The sequence below is a fragment of the Limosilactobacillus sp. genome, assembly GCF_051873075.1.
Lineage (GTDB): Bacteria > Bacillota > Bacilli > Lactobacillales > Lactobacillaceae > Limosilactobacillus.
This window is the reverse complement of record NZ_JBJEEM010000050.1, coordinates 1-8,410: the sequence shown is the minus strand read 5'-3', so window position 1 is coordinate 8,410 and position 8,410 is coordinate 1. Positions and strand designations below refer to the sequence as shown.

8 protein-coding genes are annotated in these 8,410 nt (G+C 45.0%); 4 read left to right on the top strand and 4 right to left on the bottom strand.

What is annotated here, in order from left to right; genetic code table 11:
- Positions 1–437, top strand: a 437-nt coding sequence (locus tag ACI31J_RS05925) for an aldo/keto reductase (protein ID WP_439773514.1), incomplete at its 5' end; no start/stop codon positions are given.
- A gap of 281 nt (positions 438–718) precedes the next feature.
- Here ACI31J_RS05925 and ACI31J_RS05920 read toward each other — a convergent pair.
- Complete coding sequence (locus ACI31J_RS05920; protein WP_439773513.1) at positions 719–1,423, bottom strand: FadR/GntR family transcriptional regulator; 705 nt, start codon at positions 1,421–1,423, stop codon at positions 719–721.
- 140 nt (positions 1,424–1,563) lie between these two features.
- Here ACI31J_RS05920 and ACI31J_RS05915 point away from each other — a divergent pair, with 140 nt between their 5' ends.
- From ACI31J_RS05915 to ACI31J_RS05905, 3 genes are all read left to right on the top strand, one after another.
- Positions 1,564–2,466, top strand: a complete 903-nt coding sequence (locus ACI31J_RS05915) for a 3-hydroxyacyl-CoA dehydrogenase (protein WP_439773512.1) — start codon at positions 1,564–1,566, stop codon at positions 2,464–2,466.
- 599 nt (positions 2,467–3,065) lie between these two features.
- Positions 3,066–4,145: an NCS2 family permease gene (locus tag ACI31J_RS05910; RefSeq protein ID WP_439773511.1), complete on the top strand. Its 1,080-nt coding sequence runs from the start codon at positions 3,066–3,068 to the stop codon at positions 4,143–4,145.
- 10 nt (positions 4,146–4,155) lie between these two features.
- The gene (locus ACI31J_RS05905) at positions 4,156–4,719 is read left to right on the top strand and encodes a phosphoribosyltransferase family protein (protein ID WP_439773510.1); all 564 of its coding nucleotides are present in this window, start codon (positions 4,156–4,158) and stop codon (positions 4,717–4,719) included.
- A 108-nt stretch (positions 4,720–4,827) separates the two neighbouring features.
- Here ACI31J_RS05905 and ACI31J_RS05900 read toward each other — a convergent pair whose 3' ends face one another.
- The 3 genes from ACI31J_RS05900 to ACI31J_RS05890 all read right to left on the bottom strand — a co-directional run bounded on the left by ACI31J_RS05900 (position 4,828) and on the right by ACI31J_RS05890 (position 7,996).
- Positions 4,828–6,180, bottom strand: coding sequence for an aspartate aminotransferase family protein (locus ACI31J_RS05900; protein WP_439773509.1), 1,353 nt, complete (start codon positions 6,178–6,180; stop codon positions 4,828–4,830).
- A gap of 464 nt (positions 6,181–6,644) precedes the next feature.
- Complete coding sequence (locus ACI31J_RS05895) at positions 6,645–6,803, bottom strand: hypothetical protein (protein WP_439773508.1); 159 nt, start codon at positions 6,801–6,803, stop codon at positions 6,645–6,647.
- A gap of 785 nt (positions 6,804–7,588) precedes the next feature.
- The gene (locus ACI31J_RS05890) at positions 7,589–7,996 is read right to left on the bottom strand and encodes a hypothetical protein (RefSeq protein WP_439773507.1); all 408 of its coding nucleotides are present in this window, start codon (positions 7,994–7,996) and stop codon (positions 7,589–7,591) included.
- Positions 7,997–8,410 lie beyond the last annotated feature (414 nt).

Here is an 8,410-nt window from a genome sequence, read left to right as displayed (position 1 = left end):
TGACCGACCTCCTTGATCACGCCCAGATCAAGCCAATGGTTAACCAGATTGAGTTTAATCCGCGGATTCACCAACCCGACACGGTCGCGTTCTGTCAGGATCAGCAAATTCAACTAGAGGCTTGGTCACCGCTGGGCAATGGTCAGCTCCTTAACGATCCGGTCATCACCCGGATCGCTAAAGACAAGGGCAAGTCCCCTGCCCAGGTCGAGTTACGGTGGGAAATCCAGCAGGGCTTTGTCGTTATCCCAAAGTCAACGCATGCGGAACGGATGCGTGAGAACATGGACGTCTTTAACTTCACGCTGGACGCGGACGAGATGGAAGAAATCGCCGCCCTCGACAAGGAAGAGCACTCGATTTGGTATGACAAATACAAGTGGTCCGGCAACCCTGACGGGGTCGATGATTATGTTGCTAAGCCGGGCGCGTACTAAAAGCACTCTTATCATAACAAAAATTATTGGATTCTTAATTTGACGTGTGCGCGTCACATTCGTGTCACTTTTATTGTTAAAAATAGCAGGAACGGTGCCTCAGTTGATTCTGAGGCGCCGTTCCTGCTATTGCTACTGCATTGCCTGCGCTTAATTACTTAAATTACAAAAGCAATTTAACAATAAGGAAAGCCGTGAAGCCAAATAGTTTCGCGGCCTTTTTAGCAGAAAAGGTGTTAATCTTTAGCTTCCCATCGGGGATTTTGAGGATCAGAATCCGGCTACCATTTTCCTTCTATTAACACCTGCTTGGTCCAGTTGATCAATTGGCGATCACGTTCCTGGGCCGTATCACCGTCTTGATGAATGATTGCTGAAAATAGCTGCCAGTTTAGTTGGCTAATTTGAGCTTTCTTTCCTGCTTGACAGAGCCCAGTCGTCAATTCACGGTAAACGGCTGAAAAGCTTTTGACAAGGAGCGGGTAAATATCGTTATCGGAGGCGATTGCCAACTCGTGAAAGAAATTGGCAATGATTTCACCCTCTTCTCTAGGATCCTTCGAGCTATCAAACGCTATCAGCAAATGTTTGATTCTTTTATACTGGACGTCCGTTGATCGTTGGGCAGCCAGGAAAACGATGATCGGTTCCACTTGCCAACGCATGTCAATAATTGACTGTAATAAGTGGCGATTGTAATGACCGCGGTTAAAGTTTAGGATGATGTCCAACGTATCTAAGTTTCCGTTTTTGCGAAAATCAGCGACGTAGTTACCCTGGCGCGGCTTCATCAAGATTAGATTCTGGCTTGCCAACCTCCTTAGCGCGGTGTTAACAACGTTGCGACTCACCCCTAGCTGAGCTTGCAATTCGCGCTCACTAGGCAGCTGCTCACCGGGGTGTAATTGCCCACTTAAAATTGCCTCCTCTAATTGTTTTACAAATAAGTCGGTAGATGATGGGGCGTTGATCTTATGAAATTCCATAGTGCCACTCCTTCTTCCTGGTCATACCAGAGATCACGCCCCAATTTTACTACAAAATTAGCTTGTTATGGCTAATCATCCAGATTGCACCAACCACAGCTTGATATACTAAAGTCAGATAAACCAAAGGAGTGATAACGATGATTAAAAACGTAACGGTAGCTGGCGGCGGTGTATTAGGAAGTCAGATAGCTTACCAAACAGCATTTAGCGGTCTGCCCGTAACCCTTTACGATGTTGATGAAGCACACTTAGCAGCTGCCAAAGCCCGAATCAACGGACTTGCCCCAGCTTATGCTCGTGACATGGGGACGACTGCTGAAGAGTTTCAAAAGGGATTGGCTAACTTGACTTTCAGCAGTGACCTCGCACAGGCGGTTGAAGATGCTGATTTAGTGATCGAGGCAATCCCGGAAAAATTAAGTATTAAAGAGACATTTTACCGCCAACTATCGGAGGTTGCGCCGGAAAAGACAATCTTTGCCAGCAATTCATCAACACTACTGCCTAGCCAGCTTGCTCCTTACACGGATCGGCCCGGCAGGTACCTGCACCTCCACTTTGCCAACCAGATCTGGTCGCGTAATACCGCTGAAGTGATGGGGTCACCTGAAACATTGCCAGCGGTATTTGCAGACGTGGTTGAGTTTGCTTCGCGGATTGGAATGGTACCCATCCCCCTCAGCAAGGAACAGCCCGGTTATGTCCTTAACGCAATGCTGGTTCCATGGCTGAATGCCGCATTGAAGCTTTGGGCTAAAGGCATTGCCGATCCGCAGACAATCGATCGGACATGGATGATTGACCTTAATGCACCATACGGCCCCTTTGCGATCCTTGATGTCATTGGTCTAAGAACGCATTACAATATTGTTGTTAATGAGGCAGAGAAAACGAATGATCCGGATCTGAAGTTAGTAGCCGCTAAAATGAAGGAGCGGATCGATCAAAACCTGTTGGGACCCGCTACCAAGCAAGGGTTCTATCACTGGCCGCAACCCGAATGCCTCAATCCTGATTTCCTCGATCCATGTTCAAAGTGAAGCTGTGTCTAACTGCGACTGGCTAATATTAACCATAATTATCTCTGTCTTTTTTCTAAAATATCTTTTATCTATAAATATCTATTGACATCTCAGAATAGCCAGGATATTATATAGTTGTCATCAAGGAATAAGCCGGAAAAGGAAGGGATAAATATGTCTTTATTTGAGAAACCGCATTGTGCACGTTGTGGAGCCGTCTTGGATGATTTTGCAGTGCATTTTGGTAATTATTGCCCAAAATGTAATTACTTAATAAGTCAGCCTAATGGAATTGTCTGGTATTAATTAATGTCTTTGGAACCTTAACCATTATTTTGGGCACTAATGGTAACACCTTACCTGTCATAGTGGCTAAACGATAAAAATCACGTGGTCTTGTCAAAACGGTTATCCCGTAGTGGCAAGACCATTTTATTTCGTTAATTTGGTGTTTTGGTACTTTCGTAATGATAATGTTTTCCGAACAATATCAAGGCCATTGCCGTATTAATCCCAATTTTATCTTGACTTTATGGTGCCATTCCACGATAATGTTCGTATAAATTAACAATCAATGATAGCTTATTGTTGAATGTTCGTATTTAGGAGGAGAATTTATGCATTGGTTTGCCGACTTGATGGCTGCAATTGGCGTTGTCTTAAATGGGATTCCCCAGGGGATTATGGCAATGGGCCTTGGCTTTGCCATTTTTCCGACCACTTTTTCATTTTTACTTGTCGCCGCAATTAACTTTATTTTTCATTCTGTTGCCCCCGTTTCTTTTCAAGCTGAATCACTAGCGCTGACTGGTAATTTAGGCCGCAACACCCGTGAATTTACTTCAATTATCTTTGGTGGTTCCGTCATCATGGCCATCATTGGCTTCACCGGTATTTTGACCCAGATTGTCCACCTCTTCGGTAACCAAATCATTACCGCGATGATGGCCGGGGTGGGCATTATGCTTGCCAAGATTGCCCTCGACATGTCAAAGGCTAATCGCCGTAGCTTTACTGGTTGGCTGTCAATCTTGGTGGCGGTGGTCACCTACCTGATTTCTAAAGACCTGGTTTGGACAATCTGCCTTTCGGTAATTCTCTCAAGCCTCTACGCCGTTTTTGGCGAACATTACCAAGCTAACCTGCCGGCTAACGTGACTGTTCGTAAGTTTATATTCACCAAGCCGACGATCAACCTCCGAATTATTCGTGGGGCGCTGAGTTTGGCCTGCTTAAACATCGGTGCCAACCTTTCTTACGGGTTAATTACTGGCCAGATGACCGGGATCAAGCCTAATCCCGTCGATCTGAACCTGCTGACTGCCTCTCAAGCCCTAGCCGACATGGGAACTAGTCTGCTGGGCGGTGCACCGGTGGAAACAATTATCTCAGCAACTGCCAGCGCTCCAGAACCAGTAATCGCCGGCTGCCTCATGATGGTCATTATGGCGCTGATTCTTGCACTCGGCTGGCTGCAGAAGATCGGGAAATACGTCCCGAGTTCCTCGATCGCCGGTTTCCTATTTGTCTTAGGGATATTCGTCACGTTTCCGGAAAACGCGGCAAGTGCGCTTGCGGGTAAGGAACAGCTGGTCGCGGCCACCACGATGCTGGTAACGGCGCTGGTGGATCCGTTTGTCGGGCTGCTCTCCGGCGGTTTACTGAAGATTCTATTGCCACTGTTTGCAATGCTATAGGAGGATTATTATGAACACATATCAACTTACCATTGGTGACCAGCAGCGCGACCTGCCCATTGTACCAATTAGTGATGATACGGCAATTGCCTCATTTGTCCTGCTGGGTGATGATGCAATGAGCTACACGGCGGCCAAGCTATTGTTGTCCAAGCTGCCGAAAGATTTTGACTATTTGGTGACAGTCGAAAGTAAGGGCATCTCCCTCGCCCACGATCTGGCCCTACTGAGCAATCATCCCCATTCACTAGTTATTCGCAAGTCGGTAAAGGGGTACATGCGTCATCCCCTAGAAACGCACGTTAATGCTATCACCACCAACCACGAGCAAGAGCTGGTCCTCGATGGCAACGATGCTGAAAAGCTACGCAATAAACGGGTCGTCCTGGTTGACGATGTTATCAGTACTGGCGGTTCGATTCATGCGGCCAGTGAGCTGTTGGCTAAGACCGGCTGCCACATTGTTGGTAAAATGGCAATTTTGGCGGAAGGGGCGGCCGCTAAACGAACTGACATTCAATTCTTGAAGCCCCTCCCCCTATTTAACTTGGACGGGACTGTCAAGGAGCAATAAAATAATAAAGGGGCTATATAAGCTAAAAATCAACAGCGCGGTATACAAAAGGGCTCGAGCATTCGAAAATCCCGAATGCTCGAGCCCTTTTGATATCTAATGTTAATCTTACCAACCCTCATGTGCCAATTCAGCCGGTAGCTTAATCCGGTCATGTTCAAGGTCATTAAAGACATCATCAAGGATTGCAAAGGCCTGATCAAGTTGCTCGCGGGTAATCACTAGCGGCGGCTGAAAACGTAGCACATTGCCATTCAGCTTAACCATGATGACCCCTTTCTGAAAGGCCCGGTAGATGACCTTGGCGGCGGCGTCCGGATCAGGTTCCTTGGTCTGCCGGTCTTTAACCAGCTCGATTCCCCCGTTAAGACCGAGCATCCGAATATCGCCAATGCATTGGTACTTGTCTGCTAACTTTTCGAACTGCTTCTTAGCGTAAACCCCATCGACTGCTGACTTGTGAACCAGGTCTTCCTCATCGATTACGTCTAAGGTTGCTAGCGCGGCTGCCGCCACCACCGGATTACCCCCGCTGGTAAAGACGTAGGACGAGGTCTTCAAGGAATCGAGGATGTCGGCGCTTCCCAAGACAGCACTCATCGGCAGTTGACAAGCAAGGGACTTCGCCGTTGCCAGCAAGTCTGGGGTAATACCAAAGTGCTGGTAGGACCAGAATTTCCCAGTTCTTCCCAGTCCCTGGTTAACCTCATCGACCACGAATAAGATACCGTGTTCATGGCAGAAGTTGTAAACCAATTGAACATATTCCTTTGGCGGGATAACGATTCCGGCATCCCCTTGGATTGGTTCCATCATCACGCAGGCGGTTTCTTCAACCGGCAGGTAGGTTTCAAACGGTCGCTTGAAGGCATTGAAGTAGCGGATAGCAACGTCATGCTCACTCTCGCCCGGATGCCGCCGGTAGAGGTTTGGGAACGGAACATGGACAACGTTGGGGAGAAGCGGACCAATCTGGCGAACCATGTCGACATCACAGGCCCCAGCAGTGATTGCCCCATAAGTAGTCCCGTGGTAAGCCCCCTCGTAGGAGACAATGTAGGACCGGCCGGTATAAGCACGGGAGAACTTAATCAGTGCTTCCGTCGCGTCGGAGCCTGAAGTTCCATACGCGACTTTATTGTGACCATCGCCAGGGGCTAGTGCAGCCAGGCGCTCCCCCAGCTTAATACTGGTGGGGTTGGTGAAGTAGCCGGCATCGTAGCCGATAAAATGGTCGATCTGATTTTTAAGTGCGGCCACCACCTTGGGATTGTTGTGCCCAACATTCATTGCCGAGTCACTTCCCAGCAGGTCAATATACTTCTTCCCTTCAACGTCGGTTACGATGGCGCCGCGAGCGGACTTTACAACCAGGTTGAAGTACTGAATTAACTGTGTCTCTGCAATGTTATAGTGGTTTTGATGAACCAGCTTATCCCCAAGATCATTCTCCCATGCCATTCTGATTCCTCCTATGTATTATGTGAAAAACATTAAAAAATAATTTGAAAATACCATAGCATATTTAATGAAAGAGCGCAATACTAAGAAACACGAAAAAGCCGGGAAAGCGAACCTTCCCGGCTTTTTTGCCAATGTATCAAAAAAGTATACTCACTAGGTACAGTTTTTGTACACAAATCACATGAAAATTAACTAATACGAATTACATAATCAAAGGGGATGCAAGCACATCGCCGCTCAAAATTGCCCAAAAGAACTCTATAATTTATGTGGTTTATTTGAGCTTTGCCTTGTTTTTCGTGAATAAGTAGCAAACATCATAAATAAGGGCGCTCAAGGAGCGATTTTTGACCAAAAGTGGCGGTTTTAGCGAAAAAAATCCGCTCATGAACACATGAACTAGCTCATTCGTCAATATTCAATTTTTCAAAAATCGGCCTTGATCCACATGCTTCATGGGGCTAACGGCTACATTTTTTCAATCTTTTATGATCGGTTCTTATCTGATCATCAAGTTGTCCTTTTTGATCAAGCAAGTCTCTATCTTTCAATCCTAAATATTCGACTTCTTTTCCAAGTTCACGAAAATGTTCAATTCTACTATCGTGTCGTTGTTCCATCTCAATCCCTCTTTCTACTCTATATAATACATTTTATATCATATAATAAAACTGTGTATCAATAAACACATATTTGATATTCCAATTCTTGATAGCCCTTAAGTGCTTATAAGTAGGCAGTTATCTTTATAAATAAAAAAAGAAATAACTAATAATAGTTATTTCTTGTAGCTTTCATTTATCGCTTATATTAGATTCAACTAATATCGTTGACCAGCTCCCCCACATAGTCGATCAATGATAATAATTCCTCTTCCCATTCCAATTTGATATTCCCCTTTGCTCAGAAAGTGTTGCTAGTGTGTAAGACGTGTTACCAGGGCTTTCAGTTTCGCTTGTAATCGTTTCCGATAATTGACAATCAATTTTCTAAGCACTCTCAGAAACGCTCCTACGGCCTCTGAGGCCTATATTCTAATATGGTACTTTTGTAGCGTTTTTGAATACCCCCTATTCAATAATTGACAACTTTGTACCATTTCAGAATAGGGTTATCTCCCAATTCCTAAAAATTCGTGATGTGTGAGTTGACCAACTAATTATGATACCCCTTTATATAATTGATCTCATAGTGAAAATTACCCCCTGGCCGCCAACTTTGGCTGCCAAAATTGACTACTTTGTGAAATGAAGATAACTATAAAAATCTATATATCCCCTGGAAATATGGAATTCCAGCAGCATTGAACTAAATTATCTTCACAATTTTTCTATATATCGTGATGCCGCCAGCCCCATAAATAAGGGCGATGCCAGCTCTATGATTTGTTGGTAAAACTCACATTTTATTGTTGATGCTTTTTAACGAATTTCCTTATCTTATTTTCAAGATTGTTAAACGGTTGATGTTTGTTTGGCCTGAGCTTAGCAACGTAATAGCAATGTAAGTTAGTGACGTGTGCTCTTCCACGGTGCCAGAATATGGTGGACTTGGCACTTACCGTCAAGCATATCCCGGCCTTGATGTACTTACCACCACGTGCGGCTAGGTAGGCGGCCATAATCATTCGATGTAAACCTTTCCTATCCTTGAGCGTGATGTACTTGCCGCTCTTACCGTACTTAGCTTCTTTCTTGCCGTGGCTCTTAGCCGTATAGGCTCGGCCCTCGACCAGGTCAAACGTCCAGCCCTTCCATGTATCATAGTGATCTCCAAACGCTTCCCGATCAGTCTTGCGATCGCCTATGGTCACGACCCATGATCGGGGATGATCTTGCACCCATCCCTAGCGGCACTCTTTTCGATCAAGGTTTTCTTCCGTTTCATGCTTAGCAAGTGAGCGATAGGTAGTTCTCAGCCGATCACGTGCTTTTCCCTGGTCACGTTTGACTTCCAGCTTTTTAATATCCAAAACTTTATTCTGAATATCCTTATCTAGTAGATCCATGATGTTCTTAGTTAAAGTTGTTTCCTGTTCGATATTTCATTCCTCTAATATGTGAGAAACGCCCGATTTTCTATCGGCGTTTATATAATATATCTTTACCTAATATTCTTTCTTTGGGTTATATTTTTCTTTACTATACTTTCTATAAATAATACGCACAAAGTAAAGATAATACCACATATAATAACGTACAGTACTTTATTATATAGTTATAATCTA

Excerpts from the sequence above, each read along its gene's own strand:
- ACI31J_RS05920 (WP_439773513.1), bottom strand. The coding sequence starts at position 1,423 with ATGGAATTTCATAAGATCAACGCCCCATCATCTACCGACTTATTTGTA.
- ACI31J_RS05915 (WP_439773512.1), top strand. The coding sequence starts at position 1,564 with ATGATTAAAAACGTAACGGTAGCTGGCGGCGGTGTATTAGGAAGTCAG.
- ACI31J_RS05910 (WP_439773511.1), top strand. The coding sequence starts at position 3,066 with ATGCATTGGTTTGCCGACTTGATGGCTGCAATTGGCGTTGTCTTAAAT.
- ACI31J_RS05905 (WP_439773510.1), top strand. The coding sequence starts at position 4,156 with ATGAACACATATCAACTTACCATTGGTGACCAGCAGCGCGACCTGCCC.
- ACI31J_RS05900 (WP_439773509.1), bottom strand. The coding sequence starts at position 6,180 with ATGGCATGGGAGAATGATCTTGGGGATAAGCTGGTTCATCAAAACCAC.
- ACI31J_RS05895 (WP_439773508.1), bottom strand. The coding sequence starts at position 6,803 with ATGGAACAACGACACGATAGTAGAATTGAACATTTTCGTGAACTTGGA.